We start from the raw sequence: 20,103 nt of genomic DNA, 5'->3' as shown, positions 1-20,103 counted from the left end.
CTGTATTCTTTTTTCGTTTAAGGACGATGAGAATTCAACTTAACACTTCGAATCAACGTAATAGCCGCAAATTAAGTTAAAGCGATATATGTTTTTCTCTATCTTACTTCTGCAAACTCTCCGCTAATAGTAATACACATCATGAATAGATTAACTCTTTTATAATTTTTATATCTCTTATATAATTTGTTAAGGATATTTTCTTTCCTAATATAGATTTAGTACTTTAAGAAAATAATTGTATCAATAGACCTAGATTTTACCGCTTTTTTATTAGCTATTAAATCTCATTGGGATATTTCCTGACAAATACGATGCAACCTAAATTTACTTATGCAAAAATAAAAACGAAATAAGAATTTTCTTTTCAAGAGATTTCATAAACTTGGAAAAATATTTCTTTTAAAACTTTTATAAAATAGTTTATAAAATTTTTAGAATATTGTATATTTAGGAAGTATCCTAAAATCAAAGGGGGATTTTAATGGAAACTTTTGTTGATTGGTTAAATGGTATTATTTGGAGCCCTGCACTTATTTATCTTTGTTTAGGAGCTGGATTATTTTTTACTATTGCCACTCGTTTCCTACAGTTAAGATATTTTAAAGAAATGATTAAATTAATGTTTGAAGGCAAAAGCTCTGAAGCTGGAGTGTCCTCTTTCCAAGCATTAACACTTGCCCTCTCTGGAAGAGTTGGGACCGGAAACATTGCAGGCGTTGCGACCGCAATTGCCTTTGGCGGACCTGGTGCTGTTTTCTGGATGTGGTTAATCGCCTTTTTAGGTGCGGGTTCTGCATTTGTTGAATCTGCTCTTGGACAAGTATACAAAACAAAACAAGACGGCCAGTTCCGCGGGGGTCCAGCATACTACATAGAAAAAGGCCTAAACATGAAGTGGTATGCCGTATTATTTGCAGTTGCAACAGTCATTGCAACAGGGATGCTTTTACCAGGCGTACAAGCAAACAGTATTGCGTTAGGAATGGAAAATGCATTTGGAATTAGCCCAACTATTACCGGCATTGTATTAGTTGTTTTTCTTGCCGCAATTATCTTCGGTGGTGTAAAACGTATTGCAGGCGTTGCACAGGTTGTTGTGCCGTTTATGGCAGTTGGATACATTTTAATTGCTTTATTTATTGTTTTCACCAATGCTTCAGAAATTCCTGGTGTCATTTCACTTATCTTCTCAAGCGCATTTGGTGCAGATGCTGCCTTCGGTGGAATACTTGGTTCAGCTATTTCTTGGGGCGTAAAACGTGGTATTTATTCGAATGAAGCAGGACAAGGTACTGCTCCTCATGCCGCTGCCGCTGCAGAAGTATCACACCCGGCAAAACAAGGGTTAGTACAGGCATTTTCTGTTTATGTAGACACATTATTTATTTGTTCTGCAACAGCGTTTATGATTCTTATTACAGGGATGTACAATGTCCAACCAGAAGGTGCAGCCCCTATCGTAAATAACCTTGGAGACGTTGAACCAGGTCCTGTTTATACACAGCAGGCTATTGAATCAACGATCCCAGGTTTTGGTGCACCGTTTGTTGCCATCGCTTTACTTTTCTTCGCTTTTACAACGATTATGGCTTATTATTATATGGCAGAAACAAATCTTGCCTATATTAACGGTAAAGTAAGACGCGTTTGGACAGAGCATGTCTTAAAAATTGCTTTATTAGGAATTGTTTTCTACGGCAGTATTAAAACCGCGGGACTTGCTTGGGCACTAGGCGATGTTGGGGTAGGAAGTATGGCATGGTTAAATATTATTGCGATTTTACTTCTAACAAAGCCAGCATTAGCTGTATTAAAAGATTACGAAGCACAGCGAAAAGAAGGAAAAGACCCTGTATTTCAACCTAGCAAAATCGGTATTAAAAATGCTGACTTTTGGGAAGAAGAATACAACAATACAGACGCAGTAAACCAGCGGAAAAATATCTCTTCTTAAAAAGTTATAGATACAAATAAAAAAGATCCTTGACCACGGTTAAGGATTTTTTTTATTTACAATGACTAAGCTTTTTAGCGACAAATATCTTAATTATCTGACAAATTGTTGCACGTGAAACACCAAGAGAGGCTGGAAATGAAAAATTTCAGCCTCTTTCCTTTTCTTTAGCCTAATATAAAAAACATTCTTTCGTATGGTCATTTACCATTCCGACTGCCTGCATATAAGCATAACAAATCGTTGAACCAACAAATTTAAAGCCGCGCTTCTTTAAATCTTTGCTCATTGCGTCAGATTCTGGTGTTGTAACAGGAATTTCCCTAACATCATTCCAATCGTTTAAAATTGGGGTTCCATCAACAAAGCCCCATATATACTCACGAAAACTGCCAAACTCTTCTTTTACTTTTAAAAATGCTTGTGCATTCGTTACAGCTGCCCTAATCTTTAATTTATTGCGGATAATTCCTGAGTTAGATAACAGTTCATCTATTTTCGCTTCATCATAGTTTGCAATTTTTTCAGCATCAAATCCATCAAATGCTGCTCTGTAATTTTCACGCTTTTTTAAAACCGTAATCCAGCTAAGACCCGCTTGTGCTCCTTCAAGAATAAGCATCTCAAATAATTTCCGCTCCTCATAAACAGGCTTGCCCCATTCAATGTCATGATAGTTTATATACAGCTGGTCATCTGTCACCCATTCACACCGCTTTTTCACTTTATCACCCCTTTTACTAGCCCTTATAACATAACATTCCTCATCCAACATATTACTAACCCTATTAAAGGCAATGTTATCACCACAATTTCTAAAATAATAGAGTCTTTTTATTCTACAAGTTTTCTTTTTAAAAAAGCGGGAACTTTATAGTTTGTAACCATTTGTTTTAGAGCTTGTTCATCTTTGTTCAATGTTTCTGCTTCGCAAACAGGATTTTCAGCTCTTAAAGAAGGAGTGTGAGAAATGGCATTTTGGAAACGAATCAAAGCATCACTGGTTAAATGGCTGCCTCTAAAAAAGGACAAACACGAAAACCTTGAATTTGAACAAGAAGAAAGCGAAAAGAATTCTCCCGAGCATATATCTAAACAGGTAAAAGATCAAGCCAAAGATACCCCACTATCTAATCCTACACTTCTATTAACACAGGAAGATGAGCCTCTTCCATATAAAATAATTAGCAGATACGAAGATAGCAAATATTGGGGTTGGGTAGAGCGGATTCGCGGAAAACAAGAGCTGTTAAAACCGGAAAAATTCATTTTACAAGTTGAACAGAAAGATGAAGAGATTATCCGTTTTTTCGAGTCTGCACAGCCGCCTTCCTATGATGTGCTGCTTCACTGTCTCCCTGCATCAAAACCATCAAAAGAGAATCCAATTCTGCTCGTGCATGGGGCCGGTCATAATGCAAATCAAGCATGGTGTCAGTCCTTTAACGAAGAAGATGGCCTTCTTCAAACTCTATCATCGGCTGGAAAAGAGGTATATGCGGTAACATTCGCTCATCCTCACGGCGATAATTGGATGCAGGCTGTGCAGCTGTCTAATGTCATCAAACGAATAAAAGAACAAACAAATAAACAAAAAATAACTGTAATTGCCCATAGTAAAGGAGGCATTCCTGCTTGGATTTATTTATCTGACCTTACAAATTCTTTTGGCGCTCCTTATGAAGGTGAAGTGGAAACGTATATAATGCTTGGTACACCTAATAAAGGGCTTGATTTCCCATTTCGTCACGTCTCTCCGAATTGGTCTGTTCTTGAAATGGATATAAGTGCTCCAATTGCTTGTGATTCTCTTCTTCATTATGGCATTTATATAAATACAACAAATTACACGCTTTATAAAGACGGTGGGGCATTTCCAGGTTCTGCGCAGCTTCTTTACCGCTGGGATGACAAATATCCCGTGCAGCAGCAGGCAAAAACGATTTATGACGGCGGACAAAATATCATTCTTCACTCTCGAGGAATTGACGCAGCTATTCGAGAGGGAGGCTGTTTAATTGAGAAGCTGCTCTCTTCTCCTATTCATAAAACGATTTCTGTACACGTCCTAGCAGGAAATAACCCTTATATAAACGGCTTTGCGATTGAAAATGATGTGGAAAATGATGGACTGCTGTTTGTAGATAGTGTTCTCTATACAGAAGGAATTGCACCGTTTGCAAACCAAGTAAAACGAAAAGATGTGCTGCCGCTTAATCATTTAGAGCTTCTTTATGAAGATGATGCCCATCAATGGATATTGGACGGTTTATAAACCCTTAAAAAATGGCTGTATGATGTTCCAGCCAGCTTATGAAGATCTGATTTTCCCTTCCCCATTTAATGTTTAACTGCTTTTTCACAAGGGTAAATTTTAACAAAATCAAATCATTATCAATGAACGTTTCAGAGAATTTAAACAGTAAATGGAGGCGGAAATATGTTTTTTAATGGATGGTCCGGCATTGAACGAATTTTAATCCTTGGTTCGAGTTCTTATATTGCACTCATCGTTTTCTTAAGACTATTCGGAAAGCGCACCCTTTCTAAAATGAATGCTTTTGATTTAGTCGTGACGGTAGCCACAGGCTCAATTCTCTCAATTATATTATTAGATAAAAAAGTGCCATTAGCAGAAGGAATTACTGCCCTTCTTTTACTTATTATTCTTCAATATATCATTGCATGGCTCTCTTCTCGTTTTCAAAAAGTGGATACAATCGTGAAGTCAAATCCAAGACTTCTCTACTATAACTCTCGCTTTTTAAAAGATGCTATGAAAAAAGAAAGAATTACAGAAATGGATATACTGCAGGCTGTACGAAAATATGGTTATTCTTCTTTAGAGGAAGTAAAACTGATTGTTTTAGAAGCGGATGGCGCTATTTCCGTCCTTAACACGGTTCCCAAAAAGGAAGACAACGCGGTAAAAAATATAAAAGACTATCCAAAAAACTAACCAAAAAAATACTTTCTATTATTCTAAGTCGGTTCATTTAACCGGCTTTTTTACTTTACAAAATCTTTACATACTCTTAATATTCGTTTGCTATACTAATCCGTGTTGGAATTCAAATTAGGAGGAATTATAGTGAAAAATCTCTTTATCCCACTCAGTTTATCTTTCTTACTTATCAGCTGCTCACCAACTGATAACCCTGTTACAGAAGAAAATACAGCTCCACAAACTGAAGAGAATGTGGAGAAAAATAATACAAAGCAAACAACAAATGAAACAAGCAAGAAATACAGCAACAGCCCTCAAGCAGTCAATGATCAAACTGTTGTTGAAGTGGGTCAAACTTATGAAGATGCCAATGGTATTATTACATTAAAGGCAATCCATCATACTCCTGAAACTCATGAAGTTGGGCCAATTGAATTAACAATAAAAGATGTAAAAGTGTTTAACTATCTCCCATCAAACGATTTAATTGACTACTTTCATGGATTTACACATGACGAAGAAAACTTCAATTATGTAAAAGCAAGAGTGGAAGTAAAAAACACATCAGACCAACCAGTTAAGTTTTCTCCACTAGGCTTATTGGAAACAAACGAAGGAGAAAAGGTTAGCGGGGACCAAGATTTTTACCTAGAAAACCTAATTGGCGAATACGCTTCGGCTGAAGTAAGAGAAGGAAATTTAGGATTAGTTATTGAAGAGACAAGTGTAGAGAATATTGAATGGTTAAAAATAATTACAAGTGATGTTTTAAATACAGAAAACAATGCAATTCATAAAGCAAAAGAACTCAAAATAGAATTCTAAAAGGCTGCTAGGTTAACCCAGCAGCCTTTTTTACACCATTTATTTTGTTGTGATGTAAATATTATTTGTTTTAGAATCCCATTTAACCTCTGCTCCAAGTGCCTCAGCAATAAAGCGCAGTGGAATCATTGTTTTACCTTTTACTACTTCAGGATCTGCCTCTAACTCCATTTTAGCGTTGTTTTTCATTGCAACTTTTGAATTTACTTTAAGTGTAAGTGTTGTGTCACCATTTACAATTGTTACTGTTTGTGTTGATTGATCCCATTCTACAGTAGAACCTAATTCTTCAAAAATGCTTCGTACCGGAAGTAACGTTCTTCCGTGTTTAATCATTGGATGGTCATTCACAATTTTTAATTGACCATTAATAAAAATCCCAATTTTTTGCTCAGTTTCATTTCCATTGTTTTCTTCTTTTTTATCGTCGTTTGCTGTTTTATTTTCTTCTAAAATGTTAAACACATGCTTACCTACATCTGTGTTATCAATTTTGCCTGCAAAAAGTTGAGATTGTGGACCGTAAGCATATACGATTACATCTTCACCTGTGTGACCCCCTGTTGTCCAAGCTGTCCCAGAACGAAGGTCAAAGATTTTTTCAATTGCATCATCAATACTTACACTCGTTGCACCTTCTGCAGCTGCAGCATCTTTAACAGACTGAATTTCTTCTGCTGTTAATTTAAAACCAATATTTTCTGTTAATGTTGCTTCAACATCTGCCCCATTCACAATTTGTGCTGCCATATAATCTGGTGTACGCTTTGCTTGTTTAAGCGTCTCTGGCTCCCATTTATACACACCATCTCTACCCATTGCCATTCCACCTGTTGAGTGGTCAGCAGTTGTAATAACAAGTGTATGCTTGTCCTGTTTTGCAAATTCAATCGCCGCTTTAAATGCTTGTTCGAAATCTTCCATTTCACTCATTGCAGCAACAACATCGTTATCATGCCCAGCCCAGTCAATTTGACTTCCTTCAACCATTAAGAAGAAGCCGTCTTCGTCTTTGTTTAAGCGCTCAATTGCTGTTTCAGTCATTTCAACTAATGAAGGCATCGTGTCAGGACGATCAATCATTTTATCTAATCCTTTCGGCGCAAATAAACCTAGAATTTGTTCGTTCGTATCATTTAGAAGTTCGTCACGTGTTTTGACATAGCTGTAGCCGTCTTGCTTAAATTCATCTGCTAGATTACGATCTTCTCTTTCAAAATAAGAAGTTCCGCCCCCAAGAATAACGTCAATTTTATGTTCATCATTCACAAGTTCATCATAGTAATCATCAGCAATATCATTATAGTTATGACGTGACTCATCGTGAGCACCAAATGAAGCCGGTGTCGCATGATTAACTTGTGAAGTTGCCACAAGTCCTGTTGCTTTTCCATCTTCTTTTGCTTGCTCTAAAACTGTTTTTACTTCTTGTTTATTCATATCAACTGCGATTGCGTTGTTGTAAGTTTTAATCCCTGCAGCCATTGATGTAGCTGTTGCAGCTGAATCAGGAATACTTTCTTCTTTATCCCAAGAATAGACAGACTGCATGCCAACTAAGTAATCATCAAATGCCGTATTTTCCATCATTGGTGTTGATTTATCATCTTTTAAACTGCGGTATGCTGAATTATAAATAGGACCCATACCGTCACCAATTAAAAGAATAACATTTTTAATTTCTGGTGTTTTGTTAGCTTCCTTTGCATCTACACTTACTGGATTTCCTGTCAAACTAGTAAAAGCGACTGTTGACATCACAGCCAAAGGTAATAATTTTTTAGCCAAACGCTGTTTAAACAAAACATTTCTCCCCTTTAAAATGGATTATTATTTCCCTCTCACTTTTCAAAGTATAAAGCTAAACTATTAATGGAATATTAATCGAATGTTAAAGTTTTATTAATAAAATTTAAGGGGGTTTTAAGGATAATCTTTTAAAATAAAACTTTTATAAAGAACCCTAATAACAACGAATTTATAATCTATCTAATGAATTTTACACATCATTCCACCTAGTTATCACCTATATGATTATTATTCTTAAATAATTTAAAATAAAACAAAGAAATTCTAGCAAACAATGTTTGCTAGAATTTCATTAAGAACTTTCCTATTTCCAATTATTAATCCTAAACGACCCATACAAAGTAAACAATAACAACAGTTACAATTAAATATAAAATATTAAGAGGGATGCCAATTTTTAAATAATCTGAAAAGCGATACCCACCTGGTCCATATACAATTAAATTCGTTTGGTAGCCAATAGGTGTAGCAAAGCTAGCTGAAGCAGCGATCGCAATTGATACAAAGAATGCCATTGGATCGATGGATAGCTGATTCGCCATCGCAAGAGAAATCGGAAACATTAAGACAGCAGCGGCGTTATTTGTTATAACTTCAGTAAACAAGGTTGTAATGAAGTAAACAATAGTAATGGCCCCTATTGCTCCAAAACCTTTTGTCCATTGTATAAAATAATCAGCGATTAATGCTGCGGCTCCTGTCTGTTCCAACGCAATACCGATACCAATTGCACACGCGATTAAAAGCAGCACATCAAACTGAATATATTTTCTTGCCCCTTCAAACGTAATCGTTTTTGTTAAGAAAAGAGTGATCACAGCTAATAGAGATGCTTCAAACATTGTAAAAATATTGAAGGCTGCAAGCAAAATCATAATAACTAATGTCGCCCCGGTAATAATCGATTTTCTTGAATCAATAATTTCCGGATCTTTTATAGGCGAAATTAAGTAAAAATCTCTGGAATTGGACCATCTGTTCAGAAAATCTTTATTTCCTAAAAGAAGGAGTGTATCGCCAGGCTTTAATACGATATCTCCAACTTTATTATTAATTCGTTCATCATTTCTATGAACAGCAACGATTCCCGCACCATATTTGCTGCGAAATTTATTTTCTTTCACTGTTTTTTGAATTAATGATGATTGGTGTGAAACCACTGCTTCTACTAAAGAAGCACTACCATTTTGTAAATCTTCTAACTTCAAATTAATTCCTGTTTCTACTCGCAATCCTTTTATATTTTGCAACTCAACGATTGTAGATAAAACACCTGTAAAAATCAATTGATCATGTTCCCTAAGTTTTATATAAGAAGGAACCGCGGCTGTTCGTTCTCCATTTCTTATCATTTCAATTAAATAAAGACCTTGCAAATTCCTTAAGCCAGCTTCTTCAATCGTTTTTCCTATTAATGGTGAATGAGGCTCAATGAAAGCTTCAGAAAGATATTCTCTTGCCCCTTCATCAAAAGATTCCTCAGATGTTTTTCTTATAGGTAAAATCTTATAACCAATTGTAACCATATAGATGATTCCAATTAAAGAAGCCGGAAGACTTACAACAGCCAGTTGAAACATTGAAAAACCTTCCATGCCATGCTCACGCATAAATCCATGTATAACTAAATTAGTAGATGTACCAATTAAAGTTAATGTTCCGCCAAAAATAGTAGCATAAGACAATGGAATTAAAAATTTAGATGGCGCAATGTTTCTTTCCTTACACCATTTTCGGATAACAGGAGTAAACATGACAACAATTGGCGTATTGTTTAAAAAAGCAGATAAACTTGAGATAGGTATTACCATTTGCAGAAGAGACATTCTTTGATTTTGACCTGATCCTAAAGCCTTTGTAACGAGTTGATTTAACATTCCACTTTGCTTAACAGCACCCGCTACAATAAATAGAAGCGCCACCGTCAACATACCATCATTTGAAAAACCTTTTAATGCATCAACAGGAGAAACGATACCGCTTAACAACAAGACAGCTAATGTAAAAAAAACGATAAAGTCAGGTCTAGCAATCTCTTTTATAAGGCAAATAAGCATTGCTAGTATAACAATGAGGACAAAAGCAATTTCAAATGTCATTCTTCCCTCTTCCTATCCCGTTAGATTTTGTATTCTTTCATTTAACTTTTTAATCTAAATACTACATCCTCATAAAACCTATGCGTTTAGTTGGTATTAAAGATAAAAAAATATACACTTCAGCTGTTTGAAGTGTATGTCTTTGGTATTTCCAATCAGCATATGGATATAAAAATAAAATTGATATTTAATTTATATTAAACCAACAATTCCTACCTGTCAACAATGTTTTTTTATTTTTAAAAAACCTCAGCCCAATTAAATTAGTATTGGACTGAGGCTTTTATAACAAAACTTATTTCTTACTCAACCGTTACACTTTTCGCTAGGTTACGAGGCTTATCAACATCGCAGCCGCGGTGCAGGGCAGCATAATAAGCTAACAGCTGTGTCGGCACAACTGATACAAGTGGTGCTAAATATGGATGTACCGCTGGAATGACGATTTGGTCATTAGGGTTATTTAAACCTTCCATACTAATTACACATGTATTAGCACCGCGAGACGCCACTTCTTGTAAGTTGCTTCGGATACTGCCGTTTACATGCTCTTGTGTTGCAAGAGCAATCACTGGTGTTCCTTCTTCAATTAAAGCAATTGTTCCGTGCTTTAATTCACCGCCGGCAAAGCCTTCTGCTTGAATATAAGAAATTTCTTTTAGCTTTAATGCAGCTTCTAATCCGACATAATTGTCAACTGCACGGCCGATAAAGAAAGCATTGCGTGCAACAGATAAATAATCTCTTGCAATCGTTTCAATTTCGTCTTTCTCATCAATCATCACTTGAATTGCATTTGCAGCAATACTTAACTCTTGAATTGGATCAAAGTCTAATTCGATGCCTTTTGTGCGCGCTGTATCAACAGCAAGAATGGCAAGAACTGCAATTTGTGCCGTGTATGCTTTTGTTGATGCAACAGCAATTTCTGGTCCTGCGTGAAGAAGAAGTGTGTAATCCGCTTCACGAGAAAGTGTTGAACCTTTTACATTTGTAATCGTTAATGCTTTATAGCCAAGCTTTTTCACGTTTACAAGAACCCCACGGCTGTCAGCTGTTTCACCACTTTGTGAAATAAACACAAAGAGCGGATTTTCAGATAAAAGCGGCATGTTATATAAAAATTCACTTGCAACATGGACTTCAACTGGTATTTTTGCAATTGTTTCAATTAACTGTTTTCCAACTAAACCAGCATGATAGCTTGTGCCGGCAGCAATTACATAAATTCGGTCTGCTTCCTGCATCGCATTACGAATATCTTGGTCAAGTTTAAGTTTTCCATTTTCTTCTTGATATTCTGTAATAATATTACGCATAACAAGCGGCTGCTCATCGATTTCTTTTAACATATAGTGTGGATATGTGCCTTTTTCAATATCGCTTGCATCAATTTCTGCAGTATAAGGCTCACGCTCAACCTTTTCACCATCTAATGTTTTAATTGTAAGAGCATCCCTTGTTACAATTACCATTTCTTCATCCATCAGTTCAACGAAACGATCTGTTACTTGAAGCATTGCCATTGCATCACTTGCGACAACGTTAAAGCCATTTCCCATTCCAACGAGAAGCGGACTTTTGTTTTTCCCAACGTATACTGTTTCTTTGTTTTTCTTGTCAACTAATGCAATCGCATATGAACCTTTTAACACTTTTAATGTACTGCTGAATGCTGTTTCAACAGATTGCCCTTCATTAACAAATGTCTCAATAAGATGAACGATAATTTCCGTGTCTGTATCACTATTAAATGAAACATTTGCAAGATGTTCTTGTTTAAGTTCTTCATAATTTTCAATTACACCATTATGAACAAGTGTAAAACGGCCAGTTGTACTTTGATGAGGGTGTGCATTTGTACGACTTGGCGCACCATGTGTTGCCCATCTTGTATGGCCAATTCCCACTGTCGCTTCAACGTTTTCATCAACAATAGCACGCAATGCCTCGATGCGGCCTTTTTCTTTATAAACGTGAACACCGTTATCATTCAATACAGCAATACCTGCAGAATCATAACCGCGATATTCAAGCTTTTCTAAACCGCGAAGTAAAATTTCCTTTGTATCTTCATGTCCAATATATCCAACAATTCCACACATATTATCTAGTTCCTCCCGTAATTTCGGGACAAAGATGCGGGGCATCTTTGCCCCGAATTAGACTTTTTAATTGTTGTTATCATTCCAACTGCTTTTGTGCAAGAAGTCGCCTCCTTGTTTTAAGACAGCTGGTATTTCGATTGTGATAACAGGCAATCGAGAGGCATCCGCCGAAATTCGATAAACCTCTTCCTCGTCAACTACTCTTCATTTAACCGTTTCAGAATAGTCCAGGCGCTTTAAAAATAATTGTATTTACGGTGCTCCTTTCTCTTTTAAATGAACAATCTCAATCATACATGAGGAAAATAAAAACCGTCAATACTTTCCTTTTGGAATACATTACCCTTTATAGAAAAAACTATGCATCAACAGCTTGTCTCGTGCTGTCTTTGCATAGTTTTTCGTTAAAAGAAGTGAATTTGTGTCGTTATTCTGCTTTCATACCCATTTCTTCTTGAACAATATTTGCGATATTTTGGACATACTCGTTACAAAGCTCTTCTGTTGGTGCTTCTACCATTACGCGCACAAGCGGTTCTGTTCCTGAAGGACGAACGAGCACACGACCATTGCCAGACATTTTTTCTTCAACTTTTTGAATGGCTTCAGCCACCGTTGTATTATTAATTACATTATATTTATCAACAACGCGTACATTAACAAGGCTTTGCGGGAATTTTTCCATTTCCGCTGCAAGCTCTGAAAGCGGCTTTTGTGTCATCTTTAAAATATTAACAAGCTGCAGGGCTGCAAGCATGCCGTCCCCTGTTGTAATATAATCAAGGAAAATAATGTGACCAGACTGCTCACCGCCAAGGTTATAGCCGCCTTTTTTCATTTCTTCCATTACGTAACGGTCACCAACTGCTGTTTTGGTAGATTGAATGCCGTTTGCTTCTAATCCTTTATAAAAACCTAAGTTGCTCATCACCGTTGAGACGACTGTATCGTGCTTTAAGCGGCCTTGTTTTTGTAAAAACTTCGCACAAATAAACATAATTTGATCGCCGTCAACAATTTGCCCTTTTTCATCAACCGCAATTAACCGATCTCCATCTCCGTCAAATGCCAGACCGATATCTGCTCCTTTTTCTATTACAACTTTTGCTAACGTTTCTGGATGTGTTGAACCAACCCCATCATTAATGTTGATCCCATTTGGGGCTGCTCCAATTGTTGAGATATCTGCTTCTAAATCAGCAAATAAGTGAGAAGCAAGAGATGATGTTGCCCCGTGCGCACAGTCAAGCACAATATGAAGACCTGAAAAATCTTCATCAACAGTTTGCTTTAAGAACTGCAAATATTTTTGTCCGCCTTCAAAATAATCACTCACAATTCCTAAATTAGCTCCGATTGGACGAGGCAGCTGATCTTCTTTTACATCTAACAGCTTTTCAATTTCTTCTTCCTGCTCATCTAACAACTTAAAGCCATCTGGACCGAAAAATTTAATGCCATTATCTGCTACTGGATTATGAGAAGCAGAAATCATTACACCAGCCTGTGCAGCAACAGCTTTTGTTAAATATGCAACCCCTGGCGTTGAAATAACGCCAAGGCGCATCACTTCAGCGCCAATGGATAATAATCCTGCAACAAGCGCACCTTCAAGCATATGACCTGAAATACGCGTATCACGGCCAATTAGCACTTTAGGTTTTTCCATCTCTTTTGTTAACACATAACCGCCATATCGCCCTAGTTTAAAGGCTAATTCCGGTGTAAGTTCTGTATTGGCTACGCCTCGAACACCATCTGTTCCAAAATATTTACCCATCTCACTATCGCTCCTTCATAACAGTAAAAAGTCTCTAAGATTTATCTCTATTTAGCCTGCACGGCCGTTTGTTAAGACTAATTTCGCTTTAAAATTATTATCTGTCCATGTAATATATTGTGGACTGTTCAGCTCAACCGGTACATCATGTTCCCCTTCAGAAAGCTCGCTAACATCCACATAAGCTTCAAGCTCTGTTTGTTCAAGCTTTTCTAATATGGAGGCCGCACCCGTTAACTCAAGGTTAATGAAGCCACTTTCTGGTTCGGAAAATGAAAATTCAAATCCATCAGGAAGGCCCGTTACTTTAATAGGAATATTTTCAAAAGTTCTTGTTTCCTGCTTTCCAATTTGAATGGTTGCTTTTACTTTTTTTGGATCTACCGTTTTCACATCTTTTGGAAGCGGAATCTCTAATTCTAACGTTGTATCGCTTGTAATACTGCTTAAATCAATGGTAATTCCATCAATATATTCAATTTCTTCGAGTGTTTCTTTTGAACCGAACACTGTAACCTCTCTCGGTTCAATTTCTAAAGATTGAATACTAAATCCCTCTTTTAAACTGCCTTTTGTACTTACTTTTAATGGTACGGTTTTATTAGGTCCTTTAATTGGTACTTTTACATCAATGACAGAAGGATTGATTTGCAGACCTTGGATTTCATTCCCGTTTATATCAAATACGTTAATCGGCACAGTTTTTGTAATGGTCTCTTTTACACTTTTTACGTCAATAAACCCTTTAATAAATCCAATTTGATTTAACTGCTCATCTGTTCCTGTAACCGTTACAGTAGTTGGTGTCGCAATTGGCTCTTCCGCTGTATAACCTTCCGGAAGACTGGTTTCATTAATTAAATCAATATCAATTGGAAAATCCTTTGTTTTCTTTTCATCAATTGTTACATTTACAGAAGAAGGATCAATTCTTACTTCAAGTTCATCTGAAAAATCTTTATGCTTTAAGCGAACCGTATGCTTACCAGGTGTTAAATTTTGAAGGTCAACATAGACTTCAAAGTTTTTCTTCAATTTTTCCATAATAATTTGATTGTTAGAGCCCTCAAGCTCTACATCAACCGTCGCTGGAAGCCCTGAAATGATATACCGCTCTTGGTCGTAATACGGAACAAGCTCAACGTCTTTAATAATCTCAGTTCCTTCTGTTACTTTTGGCAACGGACTTGTTGGATTAGGAGCGGCACTCGGGTTCTCTGACATTCCAACAATTGTATAAAGCATAAGTGCAAGCAAAAATGAAATGATTTTTAGAAACCAGTTGCTTTTTAAAAATTTATCCATTTTTCTTTCCTCTCCAATTCCAACGTGTTGAGGAAGCTGGGGCACTTGTCTGCAGCTCTTTTGTTAACAATGCTTTAAGCGCTTCTTCATCCAAATTACGATGAAGTTCCCCATTTTTAGTAAGCGAAATACCCCCTGTTTCTTCAGAGACCACGACTGTTAAACTGTCTGTTACTTCACTTATCCCTAACGCAGCCCGGTGCCTTGTGCCTAGTTCCTTTGAAATAAAAGGACTTTCTGAAAGCGGCAAATAACATGCTGCCGCATATATTTGATTTTGACTTAAAATAACGGCTCCATCATGCAGGGGAGTGTTTGGAATAAATATATTAATTAACAGTTCAGATGTTAGATTTGAATGTAAAGGAATCCCTGTTTCTACATAGTCATTCAAACCTGTTTCACGTTCAATTGAAATCAATGCCCCAATTCGGCGTTTTCCCATATAGCTCGCCGCCTTCACAATTGCCTCAATGGACTGGGAAGCATCTTCTTCCTCAAAATTGCTTCTTGAAAAAAATCTTCCTCTTCCTAACTGCTCAAGGGCACGGCGAAGTTCTGGTTGAAAAATAATAATAATTGCGAGCAGTCCAAAATTAATCGCTTGGTTCATCATCCATTGCAATGTTTTTAATTGAAAGACAATACTTAAAAACCAAATCGCAATAATGACCGTAATTCCTTTTAACAACTGAATTGCTTTTGTGCCGCGAATCAGCATTGTTAATTTATAAATAACAAATGTTACTAATAAAATATCTACTATATCTCCAATGTATTGCAGCAGGTTCAGCTCTCCCACAGGCAACATCACACTTTCCTCAATGTAGTTCACGAATTTTAAACGCGTTTGTAATCAATACAACTGTTTTATTATACCATAATTTAAATATGAAACGAATCTTCACCGAATTGAATATTTTTCAAAAAATAAAGGTGAAAAGAAGCCTCTTAAATGAAAAAGAGACCTCTTTTATTCATCTTTACCTGCAAATAAATTTTTAATCTCCTTAGCCCCGGATTTAATATGATACCAAATCCATTCCATTACTTGATCAACTTCTTCTATTTCACCTGTTACTTGTCCTGCTGAGGCCATATATTTTTCCCCGTTAATGATAACCACATTTCCCTGTACTTCTCCTTCAATTTCAATGTTACCGTTTTTTACAATTAAATCACCTTTGACAACTTCCCCTTCTGGCACGATGACAACATTTCGTTCCTCATTAATTTGTAAATTTCCATTTCCAGAGACAATGGATAATCGTTCCCCATCCCCGTTCCATGAAGAATAAATCGAGCCCGCCATTAAGAAGAAAAATAATGCTGCGGCTGTGAGCATCGGATGTGTTCGAAACCAACGTTTTAAAGAGATCGTTTTCTTTTCTTTCGGTAAGTGATTCATTACTTTTGTAGTAAAACCTTCAGGGACCTCAATCTGTTCAGCACCCTTCAAAAAAATTTCTACTTCTTTTAGTTCTTGATAATAAAGCTGACATGCGCTGCAAGACTTTAGATGATCCTGCAGCATCGTACGTTCTTGTTCTGTTGCTTCATGATCAAGAACCTTATAAATTAATTCCATATATGTTTTTTCACATTTCATTTTGTTCACCCCTTGGTTACCCATTACGCAGTCTTTTACGCAGAGCTTCTCGACCACGATGTATTCTTGTTTTTACTGTTGCTACAGGCAAATCAAGAATCTCACTAATTTCTTTTAATGAAAGCTCTTGAATATATTTCAAAATAATAGCTGATCGATACTTAGCAGGTAAATTGTCAATTTCCTGCTGTAGTTCTTCTTTCAATTCAGATGCTGCAACCGTTTCATCCGGACCTTTTTCATCTGCCGCCGTTTGTGAATAAAGAGTTAGTCCTTCTGTTCCCCTAATTTCTGCATCTAAATAATAGTCGGGCTTTTTCTTTCTCATTCGATCAATTGCTAGATTTGTTGCAATTCGATACAGCCAGGTGGAAAACTTTTTGGTTGTATCAAATCGATCAATATTCATATAGGCACGTAAAAAAGCTTCCTGAGCAATGTCTTCAGCTTCATGAGTATTCCCAAGCATACGATAGGTTAACTGATAGACACGTCCTCCATACAGTTCCACAATCCCCTCAAACGCTTGTTGGTCGCCTTTTTTTACTTGTTGAATAATCCTGTTCACCATTTTATCCATTTTTCTACCTCCGCCTTACTGCGGCTAATTAATTTACGACTCAGAAATAAAAATGTTTCACTTTTTTAAAAAAATTCTTCTCTTATTCTAGCATGAGTTTTCCATCTATGAGGAATTAATTTTAGAAAAAATTGGTTTATCTCGTATGTCCTCTTCCTTCATACAAAGAAACCACTAAAAAAGGTTTAGATTTATCAAATTATGGAAAAATAAAAGTAAACCTTACATGAAAGTGGGAGACTTCGTGAGTAATCAAAAAGCTTGTTTACTAGAAAAAATTGAACGATCTAGAAAAAAAATGCATGATCTTGCCAAACAAAATAACTTCACATTTATTTCTCCAGAATTGATTGCCATTAGCACTTATATTGATAAATTAATAAATGAATATGAAGAAATAAAAAATAATAAAAAGCAGTAACTTAGAAAAAGTCGCTGCTTTTATATATAGCTTATTCATAGAAAGTTTATTTTAATTTTTCACCAAACAATGAACCCATTAAGGCAACGGCAACAGTCGCTGTTTTATTTTTTTCGTCCAGAATAGGATTCACTTCTACAAATTCAGCAGATGTTAAAATATCCGCCTCTGCAAGCATTTCCATCGCTAAGTGACTTTCACGATAACTAATTCCACCTAAAACAGGCGTCCCAACACCAGGAGCATCATGAGGATCTAGCCCATCTAAATCAAGACTTAAATGCACACCATCTGTATTTTTAGAAATATAGGCAATGGCTTCTTCCATTACTTTCGTCATTCCAAGACGATCGATTTCATGCATTGTATAAACTTTTATCCCTTTTTCACGAATAAGCTCTTTTTCCCCTTCATCAAGAGAACGAGCCCCAACAATTACAATATTTTCTGGTTTTACCTTTGGTGTATAGCCTTCAATTTCTGTTAGCCTTGAATGGCCAATTCCAAGACTTACAGCAAGAGGCATACCGTGAATATTACCTGATGGAGAAGTATTACTCGTATTTAAATCACCGTGCGCATCATACCAAATAACACCAAGATTGTTATAATGTTTCGAAAGCCCAGCAAGTGTTCCAATAGCAATGCTGTGATCGCCGCCAAAGACGAGCGGAAAGCTTCCTTCATCTACAACATTTGAAACAGCTGCCGAAAGCTTTTCACTCGCTTCAGCTACCTCTTTTAAGTTTTTTAAATTGTTGTCGCTTTTGCTTTCTATTTTTTCAAGTAAAGGGCGGCCAATTTCTATATCACCTAAATCTTGAATCTCATAATTTAACTTTTGTAAACGTTCTACAATTCCAGCATAGCGAATAGCGCTGGGACCCATATCAACACCGCGGCGGGTTTGTCCTAAATCCATTGGTACTCCAATAATTGAAATTTGCTTCTTCATTTCTCAGCACTTCCTCTCCAATATCTTTTCCTTACCATCTATCTCTATTGTATATGGTTTTATTTCAATGACTCAACTCGACAAAGTTGTGTATAGTTATGCGAATTTTCTCTATAATCTCGTTAAAAAATTGTATATATAATAAGGAAGCAATAAAGCTTTTGGAAGAGTAACTTTTGGCAATCCTTTTGTAAACACAAAAAAACCTTAAACCATTGTTTGATTTAAGGAAGTTATTTTTATATTATGGTGGAGCCTAGCGGGATCGAACCGCTGACCTCCTGCGTGCAAAGCAGGCGCTCTCCCAGCTGAGCTAAGGCCCCAATTTCATCTTGTCCGGCTGCATAAGCCAAATTCTAAAGCTGTTTCTTTCCCGCAAAGTCAAAAAGCGACTTCTCGTCAAGAATTGTAATATCCTAATAATTTAAGCAGGGTGATTCCGCATTTCTTATATGGAGCGGGTGATGGGAATCGAACCCACGACATCAGCTTGGAAGGCTGAGGTTTTACCATTAAACTACACCCGCGGCTGCTTCTGGAGCGGAAGACGGGATTCGAACCCGCGACCCCCACCTTGGCAAGGTGGTGTTCTACCACTGAACTACTTCCGCAAAAACATTATTTAAAATGGTGAGCCATGGAGGATTCGAACCTCCGACCCTCTGATTAAAAGTCAGATGCTCTACCGGCTGAGCTAATGGCTCACAAAAATATAAGATGGTGGAGGGGGACGGATTCGAACCGCCGAACCCGGAGGGAGCGGATTTACAGTCCGCCGCGTTTAGCCACTTCGCTACCCCTCCACATATTAGAATCAAAATAAAAATGCACTCTTTATTGAGTACAGTTATTTTAATTTTATTAGTAAATAGATGGTACACTTTTCAAGTACTACAGTTTTACACTAGCTAAGAAGTAAATTCAACGTTGTTAGTGTAAGGATAGATGGTGCCGGCCAGAGGACTTGAACCCCCAACCTACTGATTACAAGTCAGTTGCTCTACCAATTGAGCTAGGCCGGCGATACAATCGCTTTAAACTTAACTCTTAATTTAGAATGGTGGAGAATGACAGATTCGAACTGCCGACCCTCTGCTTGTAAGGCAGATGCTCTCCCAGCTGAGCTAATTCTCCAAAATGGTGACCCGTACGGGATTCGAACCCGTGTTACCGCCGTGAAAGGGCGGTGTCTTAACCGCTTGACCAACGGGCCATTCTAATATAGTGAAGCTCCCAACCGGGCTCGAACCGGTGACCTCTTCCTTACCATGGAAGTGCTCTACCTGCTGAGCTATGGAAGCATGGCTCCACAGGTAGGACTCGAACCTACGACCGATCGGTTAACAGCCGATTGCTCTACCACTGAGCTACTGTGGAATGCTAAAATAAAATAAAGCCTGGCAGCGTCCTACTCTCACAGGGGGAGAGCCCCCAACTACCATCGGCGCTGAAGAGCTTAACTTCCGTGTTCGGCATGGGAACGGGTGTGACCTCTTCGCTATCGCCACCAGACATTTTATTGCTTTGTTCTTTCGACAAGATATATAATATCATATCATTTAAGAACTTGCAAGAGATTTTTTTATTCTCTCAAAACTAGATAACAACGACTTTCCAATGACATCCAGCTTCATAAGCCAAACCGTACGGCTATTTTCTCTCTCCCTACGAAGTCAAAAAGCGACTTCTTGGTGAGCGATTAAATATC

Annotated in this window: 15 protein-coding genes, 10 tRNA genes, 1 rRNA gene and 1 pseudogene; 5 read left to right on the top strand and 22 right to left on the bottom strand. The window is 37.1% G+C overall.

Features of this window, described 5'->3' with window-relative positions; genetic code table 11:
* Positions 1 to 484 precede the first annotated feature (484 nt).
* A complete protein-coding gene (locus DS031_RS19875; protein WP_113807938.1) occupies positions 485 to 1,957 on the top strand; it encodes an alanine/glycine:cation symporter family protein in 1,473 nt (490 codons plus the stop codon).
* Between the two features lie 172 nt (positions 1,958 to 2,129).
* Here DS031_RS19875 and DS031_RS19870 read toward each other — a convergent pair whose 3' ends face one another.
* Entirely contained in the window at positions 2,130 to 2,681 is a 552-nt protein-coding gene (locus tag DS031_RS19870; protein ID WP_245947575.1) for a DNA-3-methyladenine glycosylase I, read from the bottom strand.
* Positions 2,682 to 2,927: 246 nt separating this feature from the next.
* On the opposite strand from DS031_RS19870, the gene DS031_RS19865 reads away from it, so the two are divergent.
* From DS031_RS19865 to DS031_RS19855, 3 genes are all read left to right on the top strand, one after another.
* Positions 2,928 to 4,232, top strand: a complete 1,305-nt coding sequence (locus DS031_RS19865; protein ID WP_113807934.1) for an esterase/lipase family protein — start codon at positions 2,928 to 2,930, stop codon at positions 4,230 to 4,232.
* Between the two features lie 165 nt (positions 4,233 to 4,397).
* Positions 4,398 to 4,916, top strand: a complete 519-nt coding sequence (locus DS031_RS19860) for a DUF421 domain-containing protein (RefSeq protein ID WP_113807932.1) — start codon at positions 4,398 to 4,400, stop codon at positions 4,914 to 4,916.
* 132 nt (positions 4,917 to 5,048) lie between these two features.
* The gene (locus DS031_RS19855; protein WP_113807931.1) at positions 5,049 to 5,729 is read left to right on the top strand and encodes a hypothetical protein; all 681 of its coding nucleotides are present in this window, start codon (positions 5,049 to 5,051) and stop codon (positions 5,727 to 5,729) included.
* A 39-nt stretch (positions 5,730 to 5,768) separates the two neighbouring features.
* Here DS031_RS19855 and DS031_RS24315 read toward each other — a convergent pair whose 3' ends face one another.
* The 9 genes and pseudogenes from DS031_RS24315 to sigW form a co-directional block, all read right to left on the bottom strand.
* Positions 5,769 to 6,101 (bottom strand): copper amine oxidase N-terminal domain-containing protein, encoded by a 333-nt coding sequence (locus tag DS031_RS24315; protein WP_425452000.1) that lies wholly within the window; start codon positions 6,099 to 6,101, stop codon positions 5,769 to 5,771.
* Between the two features lie 54 nt (positions 6,102 to 6,155).
* Positions 6,156 to 7,532 (bottom strand): annotated as a pseudogene (locus tag DS031_RS19850) (alkaline phosphatase); the annotation flags it as partial.
* Between the two features lie 329 nt (positions 7,533 to 7,861).
* Complete coding sequence (locus DS031_RS19845; protein ID WP_113807927.1) at positions 7,862 to 9,637, bottom strand: SLC13 family permease; 1,776 nt, start codon at positions 9,635 to 9,637, stop codon at positions 7,862 to 7,864.
* Positions 9,638 to 9,939: 302 nt separating this feature from the next.
* Positions 9,940 to 11,742, bottom strand: a complete 1,803-nt coding sequence (gene glmS / locus DS031_RS19840; RefSeq protein WP_113807926.1) for a glutamine--fructose-6-phosphate transaminase (isomerizing) — start codon at positions 11,740 to 11,742, stop codon at positions 9,940 to 9,942.
* A 430-nt stretch (positions 11,743 to 12,172) separates the two neighbouring features.
* Positions 12,173 to 13,525, bottom strand: a complete 1,353-nt coding sequence (gene glmM / locus DS031_RS19835; RefSeq protein ID WP_113807924.1) for a phosphoglucosamine mutase — start codon at positions 13,523 to 13,525, stop codon at positions 12,173 to 12,175.
* Between the two features lie 51 nt (positions 13,526 to 13,576).
* Complete coding sequence (locus tag DS031_RS19830) at positions 13,577 to 14,830, bottom strand: CdaR family protein (RefSeq protein WP_113807923.1); 1,254 nt, start codon at positions 14,828 to 14,830, stop codon at positions 13,577 to 13,579.
* A complete protein-coding gene (cdaA, locus tag DS031_RS19825) occupies positions 14,823 to 15,641 on the bottom strand; it encodes a diadenylate cyclase CdaA (RefSeq protein ID WP_425451999.1) in 819 nt (272 codons plus the stop codon). Before cdaA ends, DS031_RS19830 begins: the two co-directional genes overlap by 8 nt.
* Positions 15,642 to 15,803: 162 nt before the next feature.
* The gene (locus DS031_RS19820) at positions 15,804 to 16,439 is read right to left on the bottom strand and encodes an anti-sigma factor family protein (RefSeq protein ID WP_113807921.1); all 636 of its coding nucleotides are present in this window, start codon (positions 16,437 to 16,439) and stop codon (positions 15,804 to 15,806) included.
* Between the two features lie 16 nt (positions 16,440 to 16,455).
* Positions 16,456 to 17,019, bottom strand: a complete 564-nt coding sequence (gene sigW / locus DS031_RS19815; RefSeq protein WP_113807919.1) for an RNA polymerase sigma factor SigW — start codon at positions 17,017 to 17,019, stop codon at positions 16,456 to 16,458.
* 244 nt (positions 17,020 to 17,263) lie between these two features.
* Between sigW and DS031_RS19810 the strand changes: the two genes are divergently transcribed.
* Entirely contained in the window at positions 17,264 to 17,440 is a 177-nt protein-coding gene (locus DS031_RS19810) for an aspartyl-phosphate phosphatase Spo0E family protein (protein ID WP_181833264.1), read from the top strand.
* A gap of 46 nt (positions 17,441 to 17,486) precedes the next feature.
* Here DS031_RS19810 and rocF read toward each other — a convergent pair whose 3' ends face one another.
* The 12 genes from rocF to rrf all read right to left on the bottom strand — a co-directional run bounded on the left by rocF (position 17,487) and on the right by rrf (position 19,907).
* Positions 17,487 to 18,395, bottom strand: a complete 909-nt coding sequence (gene rocF, locus DS031_RS19805; RefSeq protein ID WP_113807914.1) for an arginase — start codon at positions 18,393 to 18,395, stop codon at positions 17,487 to 17,489.
* A gap of 247 nt (positions 18,396 to 18,642) precedes the next feature.
* Positions 18,643 to 18,718: transfer RNA gene (locus DS031_RS19800), tRNA-Ala, on the bottom strand.
* Positions 18,719 to 18,848: 130 nt separating this feature from the next.
* Positions 18,849 to 18,922 (bottom strand) — tRNA-Gly (locus DS031_RS19795).
* 9 nt (positions 18,923 to 18,931) lie between these two features.
* Positions 18,932 to 19,006, bottom strand: a tRNA-Gly gene (locus tag DS031_RS19790).
* A 17-nt stretch (positions 19,007 to 19,023) separates the two neighbouring features.
* Positions 19,024 to 19,099 (bottom strand) — tRNA-Lys (locus DS031_RS19785).
* A 14-nt stretch (positions 19,100 to 19,113) separates the two neighbouring features.
* Positions 19,114 to 19,198 (bottom strand) — tRNA-Tyr (locus DS031_RS19780).
* A 143-nt stretch (positions 19,199 to 19,341) separates the two neighbouring features.
* Positions 19,342 to 19,417, bottom strand: a tRNA-Thr gene (locus DS031_RS19775).
* A 36-nt stretch (positions 19,418 to 19,453) separates the two neighbouring features.
* A tRNA-Val gene (locus tag DS031_RS19770) sits at positions 19,454 to 19,529 on the bottom strand.
* A gap of 4 nt (positions 19,530 to 19,533) precedes the next feature.
* Positions 19,534 to 19,608 (bottom strand) — tRNA-Glu (locus DS031_RS19765).
* Between the two features lie 15 nt (positions 19,609 to 19,623).
* Positions 19,624 to 19,696: transfer RNA gene (locus DS031_RS19760), tRNA-Thr, on the bottom strand.
* 1 nt (position 19,697) lies between these two features.
* A tRNA-Asn gene (locus tag DS031_RS19755) sits at positions 19,698 to 19,772 on the bottom strand.
* Positions 19,773 to 19,790: 18 nt separating this feature from the next.
* Positions 19,791 to 19,907: ribosomal RNA gene (gene rrf / locus DS031_RS19750) — 5S ribosomal RNA — on the bottom strand.
* Between the last annotated feature and the right edge of the window lie 196 nt (positions 19,908 to 20,103).

The sequence above is a fragment of the Bacillus taeanensis genome, from assembly GCF_003318295.1.
Classification (GTDB): domain Bacteria; phylum Bacillota; class Bacilli; order Bacillales; family UBA6769; genus Maribacillus; species Maribacillus taeanensis.
Note: the sequence above shows the minus strand (reverse complement) of the source record. Positions and strands in the feature narration are given on the sequence as shown.